At 50.0% G+C, this 23,879-nt stretch carries 15 protein-coding genes; 3 read left to right on the top strand and 12 right to left on the bottom strand.

Annotated features, from left to right (window positions below):
• The first annotated feature begins 29 nt into the window (after positions 1-29).
• Positions 30-2,351 (top strand): TonB-dependent hemoglobin/transferrin/lactoferrin family receptor, encoded by a 2,322-nt coding sequence (locus tag DS739_RS07000; RefSeq protein WP_006115513.1) that lies wholly within the window; start codon positions 30-32, stop codon positions 2,349-2,351.
• 132 nt (positions 2,352-2,483) lie between these two features.
• On the opposite strand, the gene DS739_RS06995 is transcribed toward DS739_RS07000, so the two are convergent.
• Positions 2,484-3,104 (bottom strand): nitroreductase family protein, encoded by a 621-nt coding sequence (locus tag DS739_RS06995; protein ID WP_035353252.1) that lies wholly within the window; start codon positions 3,102-3,104, stop codon positions 2,484-2,486.
• Between the two features lie 32 nt (positions 3,105-3,136).
• The gene (locus DS739_RS06990) at positions 3,137-4,288 is read right to left on the bottom strand and encodes an acyl-CoA dehydrogenase family protein (RefSeq protein WP_006115511.1); all 1,152 of its coding nucleotides are present in this window, start codon (positions 4,286-4,288) and stop codon (positions 3,137-3,139) included.
• A gap of 430 nt (positions 4,289-4,718) precedes the next feature.
• On the opposite strand from DS739_RS06990, the gene DS739_RS06985 reads away from it, so the two are divergent.
• A complete protein-coding gene (locus DS739_RS06985; RefSeq protein ID WP_035353256.1) occupies positions 4,719-4,928 on the top strand; it encodes a hypothetical protein in 210 nt (69 codons plus the stop codon).
• A gap of 2 nt (positions 4,929-4,930) precedes the next feature.
• Positions 4,931-6,094: an FMNH2-dependent alkanesulfonate monooxygenase gene (gene ssuD, locus DS739_RS06980; RefSeq protein WP_006115510.1), complete on the top strand. Its 1,164-nt coding sequence runs from the start codon at positions 4,931-4,933 to the stop codon at positions 6,092-6,094.
• 31 nt (positions 6,095-6,125) lie between these two features.
• On the opposite strand, the gene DS739_RS06975 is transcribed toward ssuD, so the two are convergent.
• The 10 genes from DS739_RS06975 to DS739_RS06930 all read right to left on the bottom strand — a co-directional run bounded on the left by DS739_RS06975 (position 6,126) and on the right by DS739_RS06930 (position 23,731).
• Positions 6,126-12,152, bottom strand: a complete 6,027-nt coding sequence (locus tag DS739_RS06975) for a DUF4011 domain-containing protein (protein WP_035353258.1) — start codon at positions 12,150-12,152, stop codon at positions 6,126-6,128.
• Positions 12,153-12,319: 167 nt separating this feature from the next.
• The gene (locus DS739_RS06970) at positions 12,320-13,264 is read right to left on the bottom strand and encodes an alpha/beta hydrolase (RefSeq protein ID WP_006115508.1); all 945 of its coding nucleotides are present in this window, start codon (positions 13,262-13,264) and stop codon (positions 12,320-12,322) included.
• Positions 13,265-13,441: 177 nt separating this feature from the next.
• Positions 13,442-15,244 (bottom strand): allophanate hydrolase, encoded by a 1,803-nt coding sequence (atzF, locus tag DS739_RS06965; protein ID WP_035353260.1) that lies wholly within the window; start codon positions 15,242-15,244, stop codon positions 13,442-13,444.
• A 40-nt stretch (positions 15,245-15,284) separates the two neighbouring features.
• On the bottom strand, positions 15,285-18,824 hold the full coding sequence (locus DS739_RS06960; RefSeq protein ID WP_006115506.1) for a 5-oxoprolinase/urea amidolyase family protein: 3,540 nt from the start codon (positions 18,822-18,824) through the stop codon (positions 15,285-15,287).
• 18 nt (positions 18,825-18,842) lie between these two features.
• Complete coding sequence (locus DS739_RS06955) at positions 18,843-19,487, bottom strand: urea amidolyase associated protein UAAP2 (protein WP_003624240.1); 645 nt, start codon at positions 19,485-19,487, stop codon at positions 18,843-18,845.
• A 16-nt stretch (positions 19,488-19,503) separates the two neighbouring features.
• Positions 19,504-20,307, bottom strand: coding sequence for an urea amidolyase associated protein UAAP1 (locus tag DS739_RS06950; protein ID WP_035353262.1), 804 nt, complete (start codon positions 20,305-20,307; stop codon positions 19,504-19,506).
• Positions 20,308-20,353: 46 nt separating this feature from the next.
• Positions 20,354-20,833, bottom strand: coding sequence for a CopG family ribbon-helix-helix protein (locus DS739_RS06945; RefSeq protein ID WP_006115504.1), 480 nt, complete (start codon positions 20,831-20,833; stop codon positions 20,354-20,356).
• Positions 20,834-20,844: 11 nt separating this feature from the next.
• Entirely contained in the window at positions 20,845-21,759 is a 915-nt protein-coding gene (locus DS739_RS06940) for an ABC transporter ATP-binding protein (protein WP_035353265.1), read from the bottom strand.
• Positions 21,759-22,721: an ABC transporter permease gene (locus tag DS739_RS06935; RefSeq protein ID WP_006115502.1), complete on the bottom strand. Its 963-nt coding sequence runs from the start codon at positions 22,719-22,721 to the stop codon at positions 21,759-21,761. The genes DS739_RS06940 and DS739_RS06935 overlap by 1 nt, the downstream gene beginning before the upstream one ends.
• 20 nt (positions 22,722-22,741) lie before the next feature.
• On the bottom strand, positions 22,742-23,731 hold the full coding sequence (locus tag DS739_RS06930; protein ID WP_006115501.1) for an ABC transporter substrate-binding protein: 990 nt from the start codon (positions 23,729-23,731) through the stop codon (positions 22,742-22,744).
• Positions 23,732-23,879 lie beyond the last annotated feature (148 nt).

The raw sequence follows: 23,879 nt of genomic DNA, 5'->3' as shown, positions 1-23,879 counted from the left end.
ATTCTCATTATTAACAATGTGGATGTACAATGATAACGCAACCTTTTTTCTACCGGGTTATGCGTTACCAGATGCTGGCAACAACAGCTCTGGCATATGCTTGTGTAACACCGGCTTTTGCCGCCACAACAGAATCTGCTTCCCCCAAGGCAGAAACTGCCGCGCAGGAGCATGCTAGTAAAAATACCAACAAACCTGGTGCAGTTTCTCCCCAGACAGTTATTCTGGGTCCGGTAAAGGTAAGTGGAACAACAGACATTCTGGATTCCATGAAGTTTAATCCAGATAAAGATCACAGCGCAGTAGGTAAAGCCGGTGTGCTAACAACCACAACAACCCTCAAAACATTGCGTGACCGTCAGATAGATAGCTTGGAAGACTATGCACGCCGAATAGATGCCTCGGTTAACTATAGTAATGGTAATTCCAGTATCAACATTCGTGGTCTGGACCAAAACCGAATTCTCACCACCATAGATGGCGTGCGTATGCCATGGGCAAACGATGGGGCCTATGCTGGTTCTTTCAATTCTGCGCAAGGGGGTGTTAACAATTTCGATTTCAATTCCCTCGGTGCAATAGACGTTGTTAAAAGCGCAGATTCCAGCTTTTTTGGTACGGGCGCGCTGGGTGGTGTTATTGCATTGCGCACGCTGGACCCAGAGGATTTGCTTAAACCCGGCAAAACCTTTGGGGGGCTCACCAAACTTACCTATAATGGAGCAAGTGAAGCCGCATTGCTTAATCAGGCGTTTGCTGCACGCTATAAAAACACAGTATTTTTGCTTCAGGGTGGCTATCAGGACGGAAGCGAAACTGGAAACCGAGGCGATACTTACGGGTATGGGCGAACGCGTACTGCAAAAGACCCAGCATCGTATGAGCAAGGTAGTTTTCTTGGTAAAGTCAGGCACTATTTTGCTGGTGGCCATAGAATAGGCCTAACTGGCGAATGGTTTGACCGAAATTATAATGAACGCACCAGAACATCAGAAACAACGGCAACAAATGTCTATCGCACACGCAGCGAGAACCAACGCTCGCGCGTATCTGCCAATTATGATTATCAGGCGAGCAGCCCAACAGACCTGTTTAGCGAAGCGCATTTTCTGGCGTATTGGCAAAGTATTCAGACTGATACGGATATTACAAACAATGATCCAACCCGACCGACAGCCTATGTGCACCAGCATCTCACATTGCCTGTGGAATCCTACGGCGTAACGGGTTCAGCCACAAACAACATCTTCACCGGTCCGTTGCATCATGCCCTTACTTACGGAGGAGAGGTCTTTCTAACAGATACCTACCAGACCCAAACTGGCCAGCGTGCTCTGTCAAATGCTTATACTCATGATAATTTTTCGGATATGCCTAAAGTACACGGCACGGATATGGGGGCGATTGTACAAGACCGCATTGGCATTGGCCGTGGTGAGTGGCTGCATATTACGCCGGGTTTCCGGTTTGATTATTTCCAGCGAGACACACACAATACGGATTCCTATATGGCCAATGCTGGTTATGCGGGGCTACCGCACGGTGCGCATGGGTCTCATTTTTCGCCAAAAATTCTAGTAGAAGCGCGCATTGCCAAAGATGTTATTCTATATGGACAGTATGCCGAGGCATACCGCGCACCCTCTGCAACCGAGGAATATTTAAACTACAGCACTCCACCAGTGTATCAGGTTGTTGGCAACCCAGATCTTAAGCCTGAAAGTAGCCGAGGGTGGGAAGTTGGCATGAAATATGGAAATTCAGAACGAGGTGCCAAGCTTTCTTTCTACGATAACCACTACCATAACTTTATAGATATGATGGGTATAAGCGGCTGTACTGGCTATATGCTCTGCTATGGCTATACCAATTTGGCACATGTACGTATTTATGGGGTGGAAGCCAGCGGAAACTGGGCATTTGATGATCACTGGCACGTATGGGGGTCACTGGCTTATGCAGATGGCCGTGACCAGAATATGAACTTCCACCTAAGCTCGGTTTCGCCTTTCCGTGGAATTATCGGTTTTGGGTATAAAACACAACGCTGGGGCGCAGATCTGTCGGGCACGTTTGCTTCGGGGCGTGACAATGCCAAGTATCTGACTTCAACCGGCGCATTAACCAACCAGTGGAAAACACCCGGATATGTTATTTTTGATCTGAATGGTTGGTATAGCCCATCATTTTACAAACCTTTGCGTATTCAGGCTGGAATGTACAATATTTTTGATAAAGCATATTATAATGCGGCGTCACTTCCTTATGGTCAGTCATCCAGCTCCCTTTCCGAGCGCTACTACACTCAGCCTGGGCGATCCTTCAAAGTAACGGCCCGAATTGAATTCTAAAATTTTGTTATTATAAAAATCAAAACCATTCTACTTAGGAAGATGAGGTTAAAAATTGGCGAGCATACTTCATCCATAACATGGAAGGTTCTCAAAACCTCTTGGTTTTTCTAACCTTCCAGCTCATGGCATTTACTCATCCATATTGGTTTCTTTTGAAGGGTTCCATCTTCCTTCAAAAGAAACTGTGCTGAGAGAATTCCGGCCAGAGGGAACCTCACGTTTTTGCAGGTCTTGCGGTAGAGTTTCTAATTTCCCCTGTCGACCAAGAATAATGGCTGCATGCAGTTCATATTCTTCTGGTAATTCCAAACCAGCATGGGCCAAAGCGTGGTCAAAGCCACTTATGGGGTGCGTTGCCCAGCCGTTATGCGCTGCTTGAACTTGTATCAGAACAGCGGCGGCACCTGTATCAAATGCATGGGTTGGCAGCGGAGAGGGCTCTCCTGTGCGGTTTGAGAGTGTTATGGTTTGAGATGCCACATAAATGATGGCCGATGCATTTTCTGCCCATGACTGATTAAATGGTATGAGCCATGATAAAAAGCGCTCCCATTCTGCCGTGCCACGTCGTGCGTAAATAAAGCGCCAAGGCTGTATGTTATAGGCAGAAGGGGCCCATCGTCCAGCATCTATAAGCGAAAGCAACTCTTCTTGACTAATAGCTTCTGGTTGGAATGCTCGTGGAGACCAACGGTTAAGAATGGCGGGGAGCACAGAAGAATTAGGAGCACGATCGGGCGCTGTTGTCATGATTTTTCCAGTAGCAAGAAATGTTTCTGAATTTATGAAAGAGCCTTCTGGCCCGCAATTCGCCTGAGTAATTCTGCATGTGGTGCATGAATACGCCCACATAGCGCATCGCGATGAGCACGCTCTAACGGGTTATGGGCCGATAACCCAGCATTACCTGCCAAGCCAAGTAAAGCGGATGTAAAGTCAGCCGCAGCATCAACAACACGCGTCTTTATAACCGCGGCATGGGCCTTCAGTTCGTGGGGTGGGCGCATAGTTTCTACATCTGTGGCGTAAAGCCGTAACAGCATGGCATTCATGTGCAATGTAATGATAAATCCACCTACTGCATCGCGCATTGAAGGTAATGTTGCCAGCGGCGCTCCTAGATTGGATGGAACACGGTTTTTCAGGAACTCACAAAACCATGCCAGAGCAGATGTTGCGATGCCATTATACAAAGCACCCAAGAGGCCAGTATTCCATATAACGAGGGTATTGCGCTCTGCGGGGGGTGTATCAGGCGCATAAAGTTCCAGAGCAGCATCAGGAGGCAGGGTAACATCTGTAAACGTGATTTCATGGCTATTGCTGGCACGCATACCGATGTGATCCCAGTTTTCAAGAACATGGATACCGTCTGCCTTGGCGGGCACAATAAATGTGCCAACCTGCGCAGGATCATCACTCGTGCGGGCGCGTACCAAAAGCCAAGATAAACCGGGAATGCCTGTTACATATGCCTTGCGCCCGGTTAAAATCCACCCGGTTGCTGTACGAGTGGCAACTGTGCTGGGCAGTCCACCCTGAGATGTAGACCCAAGATCTGGTTCCGCTAGCAGGATGTTCAGTAATTGATCATGTTGTTCATCTTCTATCCAGCAGGCCGTGTTGCCAGATCCAAATTCATGATGAGCAATGGCGGCACGCACCATGTAATGATTGACCATAACCAACGCCGTAGAAGCATCACCCTGAGCAATCTGTCCAACAATATCCTGCACAACGCCTAGAGTGAATGGAGTAGGGCGCTGTGGTGTAGATATACGTAAAGACAGCAGCCCTGCCTGACGTAGATCATTAATATTTTCCTGAGCAAAAACTCCAGTGCGATCATGATGAGCTGCCCGTGCGGCAAACTGCTGTTTGAGATGCGTGGCTGCATCAATGGCATCGTGCTCGGTCTGTAGATCAATCGGCATGGAATATATATTTCACCATTTTTATAAGGTGGTAATAAGATACAACATTTATGACGTGAATATATATGTCAATGAGAGAATTTTGGCTCGGAAATGTTATAAACCGATCAGATCAACTTCGATTCACAGAAAGAGGGCATGTTAAAACCTATATAGGCGCTTATTTGCGTATGTTATCAAAAAGTGTTCCTTCCATAATACACTATAAAAATTTGTTGTTTATATAAGAATATATTTTTTAAAAACAACATAATAACAAAAATTAGAAAGCAATTTCTGGTAGAAAATTCATTGTTTCAAACCTAAAAATGCATATAAAACTATATATAATAGTGATAATTTTATTGACTCATTTTTTGTGGTCGTTAGCGTGTTGGCGTGCGGAATACGCATTTGGAGTAGTTATTATATAATAAGCAACGAGGTCGTAATGACATATCAAGTACGTTCCTCTCAGGGTTTTTCTCTACGGATTGATGACATCAACCTGCGCCACTACCACACGTTTGAAACAGCGCGTGACGTTATTGGCCTGATAACGACGACTGTGCAGCAGCGTAGCCGTTATCGCGCACCTTACGCACTCAAGGTTCCGGCTGAACCGCTTTTCCCCCAAGAAACATTTTTCAAGGTATCCTAATCATGTCCTACGCAGTTCCTGATAAGATCAATGTGCTCTGGTTCCTGCCTACTCATGGGGACAGTCGCTATTTGGGTACACAAAAAGGCGGCAGACCAGTTGATTTGCCCTACTTACAGCAAATTGCAAAAGCGGCTGATACACTAGGGTATTATGGTGTTTTAATCCCAACCGGGCAGAGTTGCGAAGATAGTTGGGTTGTGGCCTCAGCTTTGGCGCCCATTACAGAACAACTGCGTTACCTGATAGCCGTAAGACCCGGCTTGTTATCTCCCACTTTGGCTGCACGCATGACCGCAACGCTGGACCGTTTTTCTAACGGACGGTTGCTGATCAATATTGTAACAGGTGGTAATCCGGCTGAAAATGCGGGGGATGGGCTATTTGCCGATCATGCCACACGATATGAAATCACAGATGAATTTCTTGATATTTTCCGTGCCCTGTTACGTGGTGAGAGTGTTAATTTTGGAGGAAAACACTTTACAATAAAAGATGGTCGTCTGCTGTTTCCTGCATATCAGCATAATGGTCCATCTTTGTATTTTGGCGGGTCATCAGAAGCAGCCACGCATGTTGCTGCCAAATCAATCGACAAATATTTGACATGGGGTGAGCCTCCAGCACAGGTGGCCGAAAAAATCAGCCATGTGCGCAAATTAGCGCATGCACAGGGGCGAGAGGTCTCCTTTGGTATTCGCTTGCATGTTATCGTGCGCGAAACGGCAGAAGAAGCATGGCACGAGGCTGACCGCCTGATCAGTCATTTGGATGATGCAACAATTGCAAAAGCTCAGAAAGTTTTTGCTCGGATGGATTCCGTAGGTCAGGCGCGTATGAGCGCACTGCACGGGGGGCGTCGTGACAAACTGGAAATCAGCCCCAACTTATGGGCGGGTGTGGGGCTTGTGCGTGGTGGGGCAGGAACTGCCTTGGTAGGAGACCCGGATACTGTAGCCGAGCGTATTGATGAATACCGTAGGCTCGGTATCGATACATTCATTTTCTCTGGCTACCCGCATCTGGAGGAAGTTTATCGGTTTGGTGAACTCGTGTTGCCCAATCTGCCAACCGCACACTCTGTGCATGGCAAGGCGAGCCTGAACAACATGGGGCCTTTTGGTGAAACCGTTGCGGGTGATCACCGCCCAACCCGTGCAGCCTGATTGCCGGGCGGCTATCATGAGTAATGCTGTTTCAGAATGATGGCTCGTCTTGATTGATATTTATCTGGCGTGCTGCTTGCAAAGCTTCAGCAAAGCGCGTGCGTGTTGCTTGCCCCATTCGGCTCATGCCGCAGGCATCGCGCATACGCGTAATGGCTTCATCATCCGGGCAATCAATCGCAATGGCGCGACAGGCAAGATCCACAAGAGCGGGCAGGGGTACCTTGGCAGGATCTACATTTTTTTCTGAAGCGCATGAAGCCAAAGGCAGGCGTGCAGAAACAGGCAGGCGCTCTGACCACAGGAATACGCCAACATTTTCTTCTGTGCGGCCAAGTGATGAAGGAACAGCGCGCTGAATACGCTCTCGGATATCTCTGTTCACCCGTGCAAAGCCATGATCGCGCGAGAGTGTCTGGATCAGCACATCTTCACGTATAACGCCTGCTTCATCCACACTCTGATGAATCAGTTGTGTTAAGGTTGGAAGATAATCTTCCTGATTAAAGCGTGAGGGATCAATAACTGGTTTCTCAGTTGTTGGTGCAACACTCTCAGTCGGAGCCTTGGCGTAAAGGGGTTCCGTTGGTGGTGCAGATATTGCCAACACTTCGGGGGCTGAGGTTTGTGGGGGTGGCTCTATTTGTTGTGTACCCAACGGAGGAGCCGAAATTTCCTCTATTTCGGGGACAATTTCATTCAGGCTTGCAGCAGCCATTGCGGCATCGTGTTCTGCCTGTTCAGCGCGTTTTTTACGGGTTTCTTCCAAAAAGCCGTTCAAGGCACGATCAATCCGTTCTACTTCACGCGGCGCATTGGTCCACCAGTCTGTAGACCAAATGCGCAGGATATTCCAACCAAGGTTTTCCAGCACGGCCTGCCGCAATCTATCCCGATCACGCGCAGTGGCGCTTCGGTGGTAGGTGGCACCATCACATTCAATACCAGCCAGAAATGCGGTGGGAAGATCAGGATCAATCACACCCAGATCAATACGGAAGCCGGATACACCCACTTGCGTTGTAACATTCCAGCCTTTGGTGCGCAGCATGGTTGCAACTTCAACTTCAAATACGCTGTCATAACCGCCTACGGAACCTTCATGTGCACCTGCCAATGCTGTTGCACCGCGTTCAGCAAATAGCAGAAAACGGCGCAGATCACGCACACCTGCGGCACGCGTCCGCTCAATTGCAATCTGATCGCCACGGAGTGACCCGAACACAATCAACTGCTCTCTGGCGCGGGTGATGGCAACATTCAGGCGCCGTTCACCACCATCTCGGTTAAGCGGCCCAAAATTCATGGAGATCTTGCCTGTAACATCCGGCCCATACGTTAGAGAGAACAGCATAACATCGCGCTCTTCACCTTGAATATTTTCCAGATTTTTTACAAGCAGAGGCTCTGGTGCCGCATCACCTGTAAATCTTTCAAGGCTGGGATCTTTGCGAACTTCTGCTTCCAGAAGATCCACAATAAGTTTTTGCTGTTCACCATTAAAGGTTACAATACCAACCGAACGTTCACGCCCATCACGCATGATCTTTACTGCTTCCGCAACGACCATACGTGCTTCTACGGGGTTGGTGTGGGACCCATTGCGCCCGGGTTCGTAAACACCTTTGGGCACAAAACGGAACGACACAGCCTGATCGGATGTAACAGGTGAGGGAAAGGTAACAAGGTTGCCGCTATAATATGTCTGGTTGGAAAAAGCGATCAGGCTTTCATGGCGGCTCCGATAATGCCATTCCAGACTAATGGCAGGAATACCAGCCCCAAGACATTCGTCCAGGATGGAATCAAGGTCTGTCATTTCATCGGATGTCGCAACATCGTCAGCAGCTCTGCCTGCCACAAAAAAGTCTGTTGGTGGAAGCTGCTTGGGGTCTCCCACAACAATAACCTGTTTCCCCCGGCCAATAGCGCCAATGGCATCCCATGTTGCAATCTGGGATGCTTCATCAAAAATCACCAGATCGAAAGGCTCTGCATCTGCTGGTAGATATTGGGCAACTGAAAGCGGGCTCATCATCAGACATGGGGTTAATGTTCGCAGGGCGCTGGGCATTTTCTCTGCCAATTGGCGCACTGGAAGATGACGTGTCTTTTTTGCAATTTCGCGGGTTAATACTTTGTATTCGGGATCGTGCTGCCGCGCAGCTTCCCCCGGAATTTTTCCTGCCAAGCGTGCGCGTATCAACCGTATGGCAAGGTTTTTCAGTTTTTCATCAAGTTCACGAAAACGCAGGATACGGCCTTCATGAGTTGCCGCCACAAAACCGCTTAACAATGCGGAATTACTTACGGCATGCATGGTCCACCAGCGGGCGTAATTGGCCTCAAAAACAGAAAGAACATCTTCTGGCGTCACCAGACCGTGCTCAATTGCTGTCACCAGCGGTGTTAAGCCCAGTTGTGCTGCATGGTGGCAGGCACGTTGCCATGCGCACCAATCTCGTAATTCACGCGCAGAGTTTTTCCAGTTTTGTAGTTTTTCTTGGATTTCGCTGAGCCAGTCAGCAGCTTTAGGGTTTACCAAGGTGCTGATATTACTGGCACTGCACTCGGCGAGTGTTTTTAGGGTTGCTTCTAGTGATGAAAAGGCAGCCCGATACTGCGTTATTACAGTATGAACACTGCCGCCCAGTGCCAGCAGGTCTTGCCCTTCTGTCAATAAGGTTTTGAGATGAGCACGCGCTGAAAGAAGGGCGGCAGTATCTGTCATACACCCGGCAAGCTGGCTTCTGGCGCGTTGGCCCCATTCAAAAACAAGATTTATCTGATCGAAATCTGTATCAAGACCGCGCCATAGAGCACCAATATGTGCCTTGTGCGGTGCTTCCTCCAGCTTGGTGGCTATAGTCTTGCGTTCCACCAGCTTTTCCAGATCGCTTTCGCAATCTTCCGGCATCGCTATGGCATGATCATTCAACCGTTTGCGGATGGATTTTTGCCCCATGGAACGGGCCAATATCCATTTATCCTTTGTTGTCTGCCATTCAGCAAGAATGTCAGACACAGGCAGTGTGCCAACGCTTTCTTTCCAACGTGTATTCAGGTCTTCAGTCAAGGCGCGGTGTTGGGCAACATGTTCTTTTTCAGCAAGCACCTGATCGCAAATGTCCTGAGCGGTATCTCCAAACGCCCAACCTGCTGCATGTGGCTGTAATAAATGTGCACATAGCGCATCAATCTGGCCAAGGCGCACAAACGATAAATTATCTGCCCCTAACGCAAGCGCCTTGACTACATCATGTGCCGCGTTGCGGAGCTTTCCCAAGGCTACCAGTGTTCCATTGATGGCATCCAGCAACCGAGCCTCCCATAGCGGAGACCATTCTGTTTGCTCAAGCCCGGCTAATTGGGGCGATACAACAATATCACCAATACGGGCATACAGTGTGGCAAGGTCTTCAGCGGCCTGCACGAGGTTGTCGTAATCTGTTTTTGAATGCGTATCAGCATTAAGCCACTCAAGAGGAACGCGTACGATTTTTTCTTCCTGCGCACGCAATGTCATGCCAATACCGCGGTAAGGCGTCCAGCCATTTCGGTATGGGGTGTGGAGCGCATGAACATAAGCATTCAGTTCAAGGCGCAATGCATCAAGCGCTTGTTTGGTGTGTGCGTATTCTTCTTGCTGAAAATCCTCCAACGCGGCTTGAGCAGATTGAAATTGCTGGAGCACACCCATTTTATTGGCTTTGGGCGAAAACAGATCTAGACAGAATTCAGCAATGCCCAGCTTTTCCAGCCGATTACGCACAACTTCCAGTGCAGTGCGTTTTTCGGCCACAAACAGCACGGTGCGGCCTTGTGCAAGGGTGTTGGCAATAATGTTGCCAATGGTCTGGCTTTTACCTGTTCCGGGCGGCCCAATCAGCACAAAATTTTCGCCCGCAGCCGCACGCGCAACAGCCTTGAGTTGTGATGAATCCGCTTCCATCGGGCAAACCAGGTCGGCTTCAGCCAATGCTGTATCAAGATCCTGAGAAGCATCAAATCCGACGGGTGGTGTTGCACCCTCCTGTTCTGTTTCTTTGACACCATTTAACAGGCGGCTTGCAACATCATTGGTAGCGAGCTTGTCGCGCCGTTCAAGAAGGTCTTTCCACATTAAGAACTTTGAAAAACTTAATGTTGTCAGGCTAACGTGTTCACGAATTTCCCAGCCCGGAATATGGCGTAGATGAAGCCGGAACGCTTCGATAATTTTTGGCACATCCAGCCCCGAAGCATCTTCGGGAAGATTTTCATGCTCCAGTAGGGGGATGCGGATATCATAATCCGCTCGCAGCATTTCCAGCAGTGTTGTGTTTATGCGGGTTTCATCGCTATGGGCACGCAGCGTAAAGGGAGATTTGATGCTTGCCCGTTCCAGAATAACCGGAACAAGAATGAGCGGCGCCAGATAAGGTTTGCTCTTGTCCTGTGGTGTCCAAGCCAAGGCTCCTATGGTTAGAAAGAGCACGTTTGTGCCACCTTCCTGTTCGGCGGCTCTGGCTTGACGATAAATCTCGATAAGGGCGTTCTGGAGGTTCTCTTTCTTGCGCGGAACAACAATCTCACGCCGCGTAAGGGCCTCTATAGCATAGGCGCGTGCGGTATCCTCATGATGGCGCCCTTGATGAAGCGCCTTGTTGCGGGGGTCTGCTTCATCCATCAGGTCTAGTGCGGAAATAAAGCGCAAAGGTTTGGCGTTACCGCCAGCACGCATGTCTGCCAGCATGTCTTCCAGCGCTGCTGGCTCTGGGCAATCAATTTCAATCTGCTGACGGTCAGACTTTGGTAGATTAAGCAGGCGGTTGCGTGCCGACATATCAAGAAGGCGATTGCACCAGCGCTGAACACGATCAGCCGGGCGATCTGGTAGCTGTTCTTCCTCCCGTTCTTCCCGCAGGGTAGGAGCAGCTTCAAAAAGCGGCTGTTCGGAAGCATCTTCCGAGGCTTCATCAAGATTTGTATCTGTATGAGAACCCGGCGTAGAAAGTGGGCGAATGCGGCGAAGACGTGCGCGGTGCACATCGATAATTTCGCGGAATGCGTCCTCATCATCATCGCCGATATCACGCAGGTTGGCTTCTCCGCGCTCACAAGCCGTTGCAAAGCCGGGTTTGCGGGCCGCCGTTACCAGCGTTGTTTCGAAAACGCGCAGGTCATCAAGTTTCAGCCGGTTACGTATGCCCGGAAGATCTTGAACAATAGATGCCCCCGCATCCTGCTGAGAAAGCCAGAACCCCGCAAAGGCATGCCCTTTGGTAAGGACAATCAAGGGGCGCAGGCCTATGGCCTCAAGGCAGGCGGCAAATAGAACAGTGGTATCCAGACAGGTGGCAAGCCGTTCTTCATACACCTGAGAGGGGAGGCGAATGCGTTGCCCATGTTCTACAAACGATGCAGGAGGGTTGATATAGGTGATGTTTAACCCACAAATGGCACACCAAAGCGCCTGTGCCTGCGCCCATACTCTGGTTTTATCGCCCTGATACCCTTCCAGAGAAGGAGATTGCCCTGCCTGCCGTAAAATATCGGAAGCAGTGCGCAAAATACGGGCTATCGCAGGGTCATTCGGTAAAACAAATGCGGCAAGAATATCGGGAATACCACATAGGCCGCCCCACTCATTCCGTGCCAATACACGAACATCACGGGTGATTCTGGTTAATTCCTGCTCTCCGGCATGTGCGGTAACAGTTACTACGGCTTTGGATGCTTCAGTTTGGGCAGAGAGCAATGCCCCATCAAGCGTGATATCACGGTCATTCAGCACACGCAGTTCTTGGGGCCGAACCTGCTGCAACATCCATGAACGCGGCGTAAGAAACGGGGGTTCACTGCTGATGCTAACTTCAACAGTAGGATATTCGATATCGGTTTTGTTGTCGAAGGCAAGCTCTTCAAGAATGGGAACACTGTTTTCCCAAAGGCTTGCATTTACGGCTTCTTGCAGTGCGATTTGCAGTACAGGTGTTTCGATGGGCTGGGGTTGATCGGTGTCTTCAGAAATCTGTTTATGCTCTGTATCCACCGAAAATTCCCCTTTATCTGCCATGTTCATGCGCTCAATAACACAACTCTCTATCGTATTATGACAAAGTTATGCGTGTTTCATGAGAAAGAGGAGTGTCCGTAATTGGTAACAGATTTGCAAGTGATGGAAGAATGTTCCTTCTACTAATTATCCCTAATTCTAAAACCAAAATAACAGATATGTGCGCATTAGAGCAGGCGACGCACAGCCTCTAACACATCATGGCGCACACGTTCGCCAAGGGAAGAAGGTAGCAGATCAAAGGCATGCACTGCGTTTGCATAAACGATAAGTTCTGTTGGCACGCCCGCTTTCCATAGGCGATGCGCAAAAGTTATATCTTCATCACGAAACAGATCCAGTGCGCCCGTAATAATGAATGTTGCTGGCAATCCAGAAAGATCGTGCATGAAGGCGGGTGATAAATAGCCAAACCGCGGATCATCAGCCGCCAGCTTTCCACGCACGGCAGACCATGCGTGTTGGTTTTGGGCGCGTGTCCAGACAAATTCTCCAGTTGTAGGATCATCAGAAGGTGCATTTGCACCACCTGTGCGCAAATCGAGCATTGGGTAAATTAAAACTTGGGCGTGTAATTTCACCGTGCCACGATCACGCGCCAGAAGGGCTGTGGCGGCAGCTAGGCAACCTCCACCACTATCGCCCATAACCATGATACGGTCGGGATCAATCCCCATTTCTTCCGCACAGTCATGCAGCCATATAAGGGCAGCATAAACGTCTTCCAGGCCACCAGGGAAAGGCGCTTCGGGTGCAAGCCGATAATCAACCGAGACAATCATGGTGCCTGTTTCAGATGCCAGTCGGCCCAGCGTGCCAGCCTGCATGTCGGGCGTACCTGCAATCATCCCGCCACCATGAACATAGAGAATAGCAGACGTTGTTCTTTTGGATTTAGGTGGGTGAAACAAGATGATACGAACATCAGGAGCGTCGTCAGGGCCGGGAACCAACCGCTCCTCATATTGAACCGATCTGGAATTTAAAAGAACTGTTGTTCCTTCCACCAAGTCGCGGCGGAATGCCATCAAATCATCCTGTTCAGAATCGAAGTCCGGAAATGAAGCCACCATGTTGCGCTGTTCGGCATCGACTAAACCGAGGGTAGTCATTGGGTGAACTCTCCATTTCTCTCAAGAACAACAATCATCATAAAGGGCAGTTACTCAAGATCACAATGGCCCTACAATAATGTGAATTATCGAGACTTTTGGATAACGGAAGCCCTCCACTAAAGCAGGCAGCACCTCATAATGTACTTGCCTTGAAGATGAGACTTTAGGTGTTGTTTACTGCGTCTGCATGTAATACCGCCAGCCACCTGTTTCCGTAATATCGACACCACTACGGGCTACAGCTTCACTACAGAGAAAGCCGCAAACCTCTTTCCCATTCTCTAACGTAATCCGACCGATGGACATGGGTTGTGGAACAGAAGCTACAAAGCGCCCAAAGCCTGCGGCATCAAGCTCGTAAACCTCCACTTCCAGCCCATTACCCTTAAAGCCCCGTTCGCGCACAAGGCCGGGCTTGGGGGGCGTGGCATCGGGTAAGGCAAACAGGCGATAATCTGGGGCCGTGCGTGTGGTACTCCGTAAAACAGCATGTTCCTGCGCAAGCTGCCAGTGCAGGGGAAAGCCTTCGAGATGCGCTCCAACCACAGCCAGAAGCACACGATCATGGGCTAGAGTATCATCGGCTTCTTTTGATACGGGTTTATCTGTGCATGTTGCCCCAATAGCTTTATTTAAAGCATCATGAAAACGCCCGGCCAATTTGGCCAAATCCTGATCGGTGAAGGCCGGGGCAATAAATGTTACCCCAAAAGGAAGGCCATCTGGCGCAAAACCGGCCGGTACAGCACAGGCTGCCATATCAAGCAGATTTACAAAATTGGTATAGGTTCCCAGAAAACTATTGGCTGCAATGGGTTGCTCAATAACCTCCTGCTTTGTAACAATACGCGGCGCCGTTGGCAGCAGCATGATGTCAAAGTCAGCCCACATGCGTTGTGCTATTTGCTGGAGGCTGTGTTGGCGATAAATGCCCTCAAACACATCTGTGGCTGTATATTTTTGGGCACCATCAATGATAGCGCCAACTGTTGGGTCCATATCCTGACGATGCGTGCTGTAAAAATCCTTTATCGCGGCTAATCTTTCCACCACAAAGGGGCCGCTATAAAGTAGGGCTGCGGTTTCCTTTAGGGGGGCAAAATCCAATTCAACGGGCGTACCGCCCATCTGTTCGAGCAGATCAATGGCATGGGCATAGAGCGCAGCATTTGCCGCGTTACCATCAAAAAACCGATCTTCTTGTTTCAGCACCCCGAACCGAAAGGTTGTAAGGGGCAATGGTCGGGTATCTTGTACACGCGAGTAGGGTGCGCGTGCATCTGGTGCAGCGGCAATCTGCTCAACATCCCACGCATCAGCCGTTGAACCTGCAAAAACTGAGATACAATCTAGAGATTCACAGGCAGAAACAAGGCCATATGTGCTGAGTACACCTCGTGATGGTTTAAGCCCAACAATATTGTTAAATGCAGCCGGCACGCGGCCCGAACCCGCTGTATCTGTGCCAAGTGCGAACGATACCAACCCAGCGGAAACAGCAACAGCAGACCCAGAACTTGAACCGCCAGAAACATAGTCAGGGTTAAACACACAATGTGGTTGGCCATAAGGTGAGCGCATTCCAACAAGGCCAGTTGCAAACTGGTCAAGGTTAGTTTTGCCGATAACAAGAGCGCCCGCAGCTTCCAAACGTTGTACAACCTCAGCGCTTTCTTGGGGCGTGTAGGCAAAGGCCGGGCATGCAGCGGTTGTGGGCAAACCTGCAACGTCAATATTATCTTTTACAGCAAACGGAATACCGTAAAGCGGAAGATCAGCGGCAGTTTGTCTTTCCAATTCAGCAGCGCGGGCCAAGAGCTTTTCTGTTGGAACCCGGCTGATCCACACAGCCGGATCTTGGGTGGTATAGGCATCAATACGTGCAATAACTTCATGCACCATGTTGGTAGGCGTAAGCGTTCCGGCGCGATAGGCGGAAAGCAGCGGGGTGATCTGCAACATATTGGGCAGGGTCATGTTTTTTCCTGTTCTATCAGCGTTGGAGGAGCATAAAAAATTAGCTTGTGCGGACAACCATAATGCGTTCACCACCTCGCACTTCGCGCCCTTTGCGACAGAGAATTTCAGTCACAACACCAGTGGCTGGGGAGGAAATCTTCATTTCCGTTTTCATGGATTCAATAATGGCGACTGTATCGCCTACCTTAACGTGGTCCCCCACGTTTACAGGCAGTTGCCATACGTTGCCGGGTACGGGGCTATCCACCCCCATATGGCCTTCGGGTAGGATAGATTCATCAGCCTGATTATCATTCGTTTCTTCCTCGAATGTATCAAGGCCCTTCGCAATCCAGTCTTGCCGTTCAGCTTCAAAGGCGGCTTGTTGCCGAGCTTGGGCAGCGGCAATTTCTTTCTTATTGCTTTCAAGAAAAGCGCGATATTCCTTCAGGCTGAACTGTGTTTCCTCAATCTTGACGGAAAAACGGCCATACGGAAAACCAGCACGCGCTTCCATTAGCTCATCATGCGAGACAGGATAGAAACGGATCTGATCAAAAAATCTTAAAAGCCACGGCGTACCTTCATGAAACACATCTGTTGTGCGCCATGTATTCCAAACCTGCGTGGTACGGCCAAATAGCTGATAACCACCAGGGCCTTCCATGCCATAGATACACATATAGCTTCCGCCAATACCCACCACGTTATCTGGTGTCCATGTACGGGCGGGGTTGTATTTGGTGGTTACAAGCCGATGGCGCGGATCAATAGGGGTGGCGACAGGGGCACCCAGATAAACATCGCCTAACCCCATAACAAGGTAAGAGGCGCTGAAGATGATGTTCTTTACAGACTCAATGGAAGGAAGGCCGTTAATACGCCGTATGAACTCAATGTTAGAAGGGCACCATGGCGCATTTGGCCGTACAAGCTCCTGATAACGCTGCATGGCCAAGCGTGCCTGCTCATCATCCCATGATACGGGCAGATGCACGATACGGCTTGGCACCACAATGTCATCATCGCCTGAAGGCAGAGCTTGCTCAATGCCATGCAGGGTTTCCAGCAGAGTGGAAAGAGGAATGACATCAGGATTGTAATGCACCTGTAGGGAGCGAATACCGGGCGTAAGGTCTATAATACCCTTTATGGCCTCGGCTTTCAGACGTTCCAGCACGAGTTGTGCACGCAGCCGCAATGTAACGTCCAGTTCTGGCGGGCCGAATTCGAGCAGCAGATAGTTTTCACCCGCACGGCGGTACACAACTGGGATTTCGCCTTCCGAACGAAAGAGAATAGGGCTGTCACCCATAATGGGAGCTGGCAGAAAATCCACGTTCAGCGGTTGAGGCTGCACGCGGCGGAAACGCACTTTGTCCCCGGGATGCAACTGCCCCATTTTCCACAATTCATCACGCACAAGCACGGCAGGGCACACAAAGCCGCCCAAACTAGGGCCATCCGGCCCCAGCAGGATGGGCATGTCCCCTGTAAAATCGATTGCGCCAATGGCATAGGCATTGTCATGAATGTTGGAGGGGTGCAGCCCAGCTTCACCGCCATCTGTGCGTGCCCAGCGTGGTTTAGGCCCAATCAGCCGAACACCAGTGCGTGCGCTGTTGAAGTGCACTTCATATTCGCTGGAAAATAGCTCTGCAATATCTTCATCTCGGAAGAAATCTGGCGCGCCATGTGGGCCGTATAGCACGCCCAGTTCCCACATGCGGGTTAGCTCGGGGCGATCTTCCTGCGCAATGGTGGTTGTGGGGCGCGCATCTGCCTGTGGGGCCGCAAGGCGTAAAACATCACCCGTACGCAATTGGCCTGTAGCATGGCCGCCAAACTGCCCAAGCATGAATGTGGCGCAAGACCCCAGATAAAGCGGTGCATCAATACCCCCCCGAATGGCAAGGTAAGTGCGATGGCCAGCCCCCTTAATCTGCCCCAAAGCTAAAATCTGACCGGCCTTGATCGCAACAGGTTCCCAGTAAGGCACCTCTTTGCCATCCAGTGTGGCAGGCATAAATGCCCCAGAAAGACCAATGGTGGCAGGAGCGTTAAAGCGAAGAACCGGGCCAGAAACGGTGAACTCCAAAGCCGCTACACCATCCGCATTGCCAACAATGCGATTAGCCAGCCGAAAGTTGCGATCATCCATAGGGCCGCTGGGGGGCACACCTACATCCCAGTATCCAACGCGCCCGGGCCAGTCCTGCACGGTAGATTGCAAACCCGGAGAGATAACTTCAATAGTCGTTGGCATATAGGCAAAGTTATTGAGAAGACCTGTAAATACACGTCCCTCAAGTACGGCAGGAGCCGATGTAATGGCACGTAGGTAATCTAGGTTGCTTTCCAGCCCCCCTATGCGGGAGCGAGAAAGAGCCTCATGAAGTTTATGGAAGGCATCCTCTCGCGTAGCCCCGTGCGCAATAACTTTTGCCAGCATTGGATCGTAGTAAGGGGTTACTTCGGTGCCGGTTTCTATCCATCCATCTACCCGCACGTTTGGTGCAAAACTTACCTCGGTAAGGCGACCAGTTGAGGGACGGAAATTTTCGGCAGGATTTTCAGCATAAACACGCGCTTCTACTGCCACGCCTTGCGGAATAAGGCTGTCCTGCGGTGGTAAGATCAGACTGCCATCTGCTTGGCGTACCATCCATTCCACAAGGTCTATGCCAAATACCTCTTCGGTAACGCAGTGCTCAACCTGTAGCCGGGTGTTTACTTCAAGAAAATAGAACTCGCTACTTTCGGTGTCGTAGATAAACTCCACCGTGCCAGCGGATTCATATGCAACGGCAGAACCTAATGCACGGGCTGCTTCACGCAGGCCTTGGCGGGTTGTATCTGAAAGGCCGGGGGCCGGGGTTTCTTCAATAACCTTCTGGTTGCGGCGCTGCAGGGAACAATCGCGCTCACCTAGCGTGAGAATATTGCCTTTTCCATCCCCAAAAATTTGCACTTCAACGTGGCGGGCGCAGGCAATAAATTTTTCAAGAAAAACGCGTGCATCGCCAAAATTATTGCCGCCCATACGAGAGACCGCAGCAAAGCAATCTCGCAATTCTGTTTCGTTATGGCACACTTGCATGCCAATGCCGCCACCACCTGCCGTACTTTTAAGCATGACGGGGTAACCAATACGCGCGGCTTCAATTGCGGCTTCATCGGCTGAATTCAGGATATCAGAACCGGGCAGGAGCGGCACGTTGTTCTGTTTGGCTAGCTCACGCGCTGTATGCTTAAGGCCGAACATACGCATATGTTCAGGGCGTGGCCCCATGAAGCGAATACCGCGTTCGGCCAGTTTTTCAGCAAATTCCGCACGTTCGCTAAGGAACCCATAACCGGGATGAACAGCCTGTGCGCCCGTATTGGAACAAGCATCCAGAATAGCATCCATGTTCAGATAACTATCTGTTACTGCAGCCGGACCAAGCAGCACGGCTTCATCTGCTTCCAGAACAGGGGGCGTAAAGCGATCTGCTTCCGAGCATACGGCTACAGAAGCGATGTTCATGCGCTGGAGTGTGCGACTGACACGCCGGACAATTTCTCCACGATTGGCAATGAGAACCTTAGTGAACATAGCTAATCTTTCGGTGTGTCAAATAGAAGCGGGGTCACCAATAACCACGCGGATAGGCGTGGGTGTGAAACCGTTGCAGGGATTGTTGACCTGTGGGCAGTTTGACAGCACAACAAGCGTATCCATTTCGGCACGCAAATCAACAAAACCACCGGGGACGGAAAGACCATCGTCAATAACCAGTTCACCATTTTGCATAATGGGAACATTCATGAAGAAATTAACATTATTGACGATATCACGCTTGCCCATGCCGTATTTTTCTACTTCCAGAAGGAAGTTTTCACGGCATGCATGCATATATTTTGTTTCGTGCCCAAAGCGTACAGTATTGGATTCACAGCTACAGGCACCGGCCAGCGTATCATGGCGCCCGCAAGTATCTTCCACAACTGTCATGAGCACATTGCCTTCGTTAGAAAACAGGCGTCCACCTTTACCAATATAGGCAGATCCCTGATTCAGAAGAGTATCTTGCGCGCTGTAACGTTCGTAATAAGCGTGTGCATTATAGAACAGGGCATCCACCGCCTGCTGGCTTTCAAGGTCAATAATGCGCAAAACCTGCCCCTTGCGCACAACGCCAGACCACGGCACGCGGGCAGGCACAACCTGATCTAGAGTGATGGCAGAGAAAACTTTGCTGATATCATATTCTGGCATGGGTCTGGTTCCTGGATCAGGCAAAGAGGGGATCTGTGTTTTCGAAGCCACGGCGGGCTTCTTCACAAAATGTCCGGCAAAGATCATCTGGCTTAAAAGCAGGGGCTTGCCAGCGCACGGCATCAATTGGGGCAGGGGCAAAGGTTTTATCTGGTGCCAACGGGTGCGGACAGTTGGAGACAGCAACAAGCAGATTCATTTCTGCACGCAGATCTACATAGTCCCCCGGCTGCACATCGCCTTCAATCCAGCGGAAGCTGCCATCTGCTTGCGTGCTGATATGAGAGAAAAAACTGATGCAGGATGTAACATCATGCTGGGCCATATCATGCTTGCCAGCAATCAGGCGCAGATTTTTCCGGGTATTACGCAAGCCTGCATTACCAAAATTGCGCGCATTGCTTTGCGGCGTGCTGCCACCCATGAGTGTATCACTAAAGCCGCAGGAATCATTGATAATGGAAGCAAGTACACGCCCCATATCAGAGAACAGAACACGCCCTGTTGTCAGGCATGTGGTCCATTGCAGTTTGATGGTGTCACCCGCGTTGTAACGTTCACTATGATCATCTGCGTTCCAAATGCCTACGGAAACACCATTATTGCCATGGGTATTGATCAGCCGCAGCGCCTGCCCACGTGGTAAAAGTGTGCTCCAGTACCAACCTCCCGGTATGGTTTCACGGTGCAGAACGCTGCCTTCTGCCATTTCAATAGGCGCAGCAGCCGGGCGTGCACTATTTTCCTTGAGCAATGCTTGATCGCGAAGCTGGTTGTAGCGGGCGCGATACCATTCGGGGGTCTGTTGATCTATCTGCATGGAACGCTCCTGTATTGTGGAGTGGAGTGAATTGAAAAAATGATATTCAGCACGGCACAGTGTCGAGCTGTGGGGGACGGCCTTTTTCATGAACAGGCGGAATAAGAGACGCAATAAGATGGAGTTTTCCCGAAATAACCCCAGATTGCGTCATAAACTGATCTGCAATTTCCTGAAGCTTTTTGACCTGCCCTTGCACCAGAAGCACCTCAAGTGTCTGACGGCGTACGAGGTTGACATGCAAGGAGCTGATAACTTCAGCCAGATTTTCGTATTGCAGTTCAGCCAGTTTTTGGGAAAGACCCGTTGCGGCGTTGTTGTAAAAGAGAATGATGACACCAGCCATCAACTCTTCAGCACAGTCTTTCCGTGATGCCATAAGCTCCTGATGCAGGATGTTTTGTATGGCTTGTGAACGACTGGCATAGCCTTTTTCGGCCACCATGGCATCCAGTTCGTGCAAGATCCCCGGTGGCAGAGAAACGCTGATACGGCTGACCTGTTCTTTTGTTTCCCGGCTGCTCATGAGTGTTCGTCCTATTCCGCCTTATCTGTTACGAGGGTGAGGAGGGGGATGTTGAAATCTTCCGCTCCTTCATCCGTTTCCTCGGTGTTATCACCAAAGGAGCGAATGAGTGCCTCCAGATGGGCTTTTGTCGCGAGGAATTCGTCTGAGGTCATCTGTGTAGCCCGGCGGGGGCGGGAAAGCGGTACTTCGATAACTTCCTCTACCCGGCCCGGACGTGGCTTAAGCACAAGTATCCGGTCTGCCAGATAAATGGCTTCATCCAGATCATGGGTGATAAAAACAATGGTAATGTCTATTTTGCGCCAGATCTCCATCAGATAATTCTGCATTTTCAGGCGTGTCTGGGCATCCAGCGCGCTGAAGGATTCATCCATCAGCAGCACGCGTGGGCGTGCAGCTAATGCGCGCACAATGGCAACGCGTTGTTGCATGCCGCCTGAAAGCTGATGCGGGAAAGAAGATGCAAATTGTTCCAGCCCCACAATCTGGAGCCATTGCATGGCTTCTCGGCGCGCTTCCACCTTGGAAGTTCCGCCCATTTCAATGCCAAACATTACATTGCGGCACACATCCATCCATGGAAAGAGCGTGTATTTCTGAAACACCATGCCGCGATCAGGGCCGGGGCCATTTACTGGTTTTCCATCCACAAGGATACGCCCTGTGGTCGTGTCTTCCAGCCCGGCAAGAATGCGGATAAGTGTAGATTTACCGCAACCGGATGGGCCAACAACACATACAAATTCACGCCGATGGATGTCTAAATTGATGTCTTCCAGCGCTATGGTCTGGTTACGCTTTTGGGTGAATACTTTTCCAACATGGTCAATTTTCAATACACATTCACGCTGTTTGATGTGCGCCATGCGTTCAGCCACATCTGGCGGTAAAATGCGATAGTCAGGGAGAGAATTTTGGGTCATCAGGCGTTCTCCCTTTTCCATGTAAAGAACTTACGTGCCAGCAGGCCCAGAACCATATCCGTACCCAGCCCGACAATTCCGATAAGAGCCATAGCCGCGTACACATTATCAAAATGCTGGTAGCGGGCTTGTTGTGTAATAAACCACGTAATACCCGATGATGTGCCAATCAGCTCCGCTACGATCAAATACGTCCAAGCCCAACCCAGCAGGATGCGTTGATCACGGTACAGATCAGGCAGAATCCCCGGTATCACCACACGAAAAAGCAGTCTTAATCCGCGTGCACCAAGTGTGCGTGCCGCCTCAATAAGGGCAAAATCCAGTTTGCGGGTTGTGTTGGCAATAACAAGTATTTGCTGGAACAGCGTGCCAATAACAATAATAGCAATCTTGGGCGCATCATAAATACCAAGAATAGCAACAGCGAGTGCGCCAAAGGCAGGGGCAGGCAGGTAGCGAAAAAAATCTACCGATGGCTCAATAAGGCGCGCCATGGCTGGCAAAGCGCCACACAACACACCCAACGGCACCCCGATGAGTGACGAGATAACAAAACCCCAGAAAATAATCCGAATACTGTGCCCGAAAGCCTGCGTGATGGAATGCTCTGCACCAGTTGGCGCCGCAGAGGTAAACGCATGCACGAAGGCTGACAGCACCTCTCCAGGGGATGGGAAATAAACAGGGTTTGTTGCAATTCCTTGTGGAGCGGGCAGTTGTTTTGCTCGCATCTCATCCACAGCGCGGTTGAAGTCTGCGCGCTTCATCCTCATGCCGGATTCAAGATAATCTTCTCCACCGGGATCAGTGATGAGCACCTGCGGATGCCATATAAAAGGCAGGTAGCTTACAGCACTCCATGTTAGTAAAGGTAGGAGAACCGCCAGAATACCGAACACTCCACGTGCCGTTCGGTCTGTCCGGCCATACAATCTCCATGAGGCGGCAAGGCCTTGCATCGCGGTCTCCTACCTCAGCCTTATTTCACGGCGTTTACAAAGGATGGATCAATGTAGCTGCCCACATTTTGCGGCGTTTTATACACGCCGTAACGTACATTGAAGGCATCAGAGATGGCAGAAGAACCGTAGATAGAGTCCAAACCATCCTTTTTTGTAAAAATAGTTCTATCATCTGAAAGTGTCAGAAGATGCGTGCCTTTTAGGAAGCGTTTGTAAGTGTTTGGAGAAACCCCTGTGCGGGTTGCCATAATGCGTAGGGCATCAGGCTGCGTTTTGGGATCCTGAATGTAAGTAACAACACGATCCCACACACCAATCAACCGCTGCCATTGATCGCGGTTATCATGCAAGGACTGTGGATCAACAACGATAGTATCATAAATCAATCCGGGCACTTCATGCGATGTAAACACCGGGCGCGCTCCGGGCACCATATGTAAGGCTTGGCCTGCATTAGGCTGCCAAGCAGCCACGGCTGCAACTTCGCCAGAAGCCAGAACCTGAGGGGTTTCATTGGTTTTGGTATTAACTAGCTTGACATCTTTCTCGCTCATACCGGCTTTTTCCAAACCTTTGAGCAAAAGGAGATGATCTACCAATCCTTCTTCAACCGCAACAGATTTGCCCTTAAGGCCCTGCATATCGGTAATTCCCGGCTGGGCCACCACCATATCATTGCCATCGGAATAGTCTGTTACAAGGATCATCTCTCCCTTGTGGCCATTTGCGCCTGTTACCAGTGCATCACCATTTGTTGCCATAACAGCATCAAGCTTGTGTGCAGAAAAGGCATCCAGAGAGGCACTGTAATCAAACCACTGGAAGTCGGCATCTACGCCAGCTTCCTTCAGCCAGCCTTTATCAATGGCAACTTGCCATGCAACCCAACCGGGCCAGTCGCTATAACCAACTTTTAGTGTTGCAGCAGATGCGGAGGCCGAGACAAAAGTTGCCGCAGCACAAACACCAGCCAAGAGAGCTTTCCGGAGAGGCGAGAGCAGATGCATGTTAGAACTCCAGTAATACGAATATGTAAAATCGTATTACTCATTCTCTAGCGTATCTGCTTTGGTTGCAACATAAAAATGTTCCTAATCCGGAACTATTTTTTTATATGCACTAACGTATTGATTTTATTTTATTTATTTTTTCTTA

Origin of the sequence: Acetobacter sp. JWB (genome assembly GCF_003323795.1) — a bacterium.
Lineage (GTDB): Bacteria > Pseudomonadota > Alphaproteobacteria > Acetobacterales > Acetobacteraceae > Acetobacter > Acetobacter oryzifermentans.
Note: the sequence above shows the minus strand (reverse complement) of the source record. Positions and strands in the feature narration are given on the sequence as shown.